This window comes from Aeromonas sp. 604176 (genome assembly GCF_049170755.1).
Lineage (GTDB): Bacteria > Pseudomonadota > Gammaproteobacteria > Enterobacterales > Aeromonadaceae > Aeromonas > Aeromonas veronii_A.
In genome coordinates this window covers 1-763 of record NZ_JAAKNE010000298.1, presented here as the reverse complement: position 1 = coordinate 763, position 763 = coordinate 1, and the positions used below count along the sequence as shown (strand labels likewise).

The window sequence follows — 763 nt, the reverse complement described above, 5'->3', positions numbered from 1 at the left end:
GCGTTCAATCTGAGCCATGATCAAACTCTTCAATTTAAGTTTGGTTGCTTCGAAAAGCGGCTCAATGAATTGCTGAAATAAACTGTTCGACTTCTTATTGCTAAGAAATCGTCTTGGTCACTTCACCAGACATTGAAAATCAAAAATTGTTTTTGATGTTCGATGCTGTGAGTGCCCACACAGATTGCTTGATTCAAATTGTTAAAGAGCGACGCAACAGTGTGTTGCTGCGGGAGTGGAATTCTACTCAACCGCCTTCTCGAGTCAAGCCTTATTTTCAAAGGCTTTTCGAGGTTATCGACGAGGTTGTTTGCGTTGCCGCTTGCCCTGTCGATGGAGGCGCATTATAGGGAACAGATTCTTTCTGACAACCCCTTATCGGCAATAAAATTGCAAAAAAGGGCACTTTTTTAGTTATTCATCTCCAATCACAGCTTTTATACAAACTTATCCACAGAAGCAGCCTGCAGATTGCTAGAATGGCCGAAAACAAGGAGGCCAAGATGGACTTGCGACTGAGACCCTACAAGGGAAAACGCCCGCAATTGGGCAAATGGGTATATGTAGGGCGATATCAGCTGGCTGACGATGTTCACGCCAAGTGATCCAACCATTAACCATTCACCACTCAGCAGTGGTTTGGGAACAGCGCTTACTTCTATAGAAGAACATATAGGTGAATGATGAGTTGAGGCAGTTGAGGCAGTTGAGGCAGTTGAGGCAGTTGAGGCAGTTGAGGCAGTTGAGGCAGTTGAGGCAGTTG

1 pseudogene is annotated in these 763 nt (G+C 44.8%); it reads left to right on the top strand.

Going from position 1 to position 763, the window contains the following annotated elements:
* Positions 1-479 precede the first annotated feature (479 nt).
* A pseudogene (locus G5358_RS21480) lies at positions 480-590 on the top strand (gamma carbonic anhydrase family protein); the annotation flags it as partial.
* Positions 591-763: the final 173 nt, after the last annotated feature.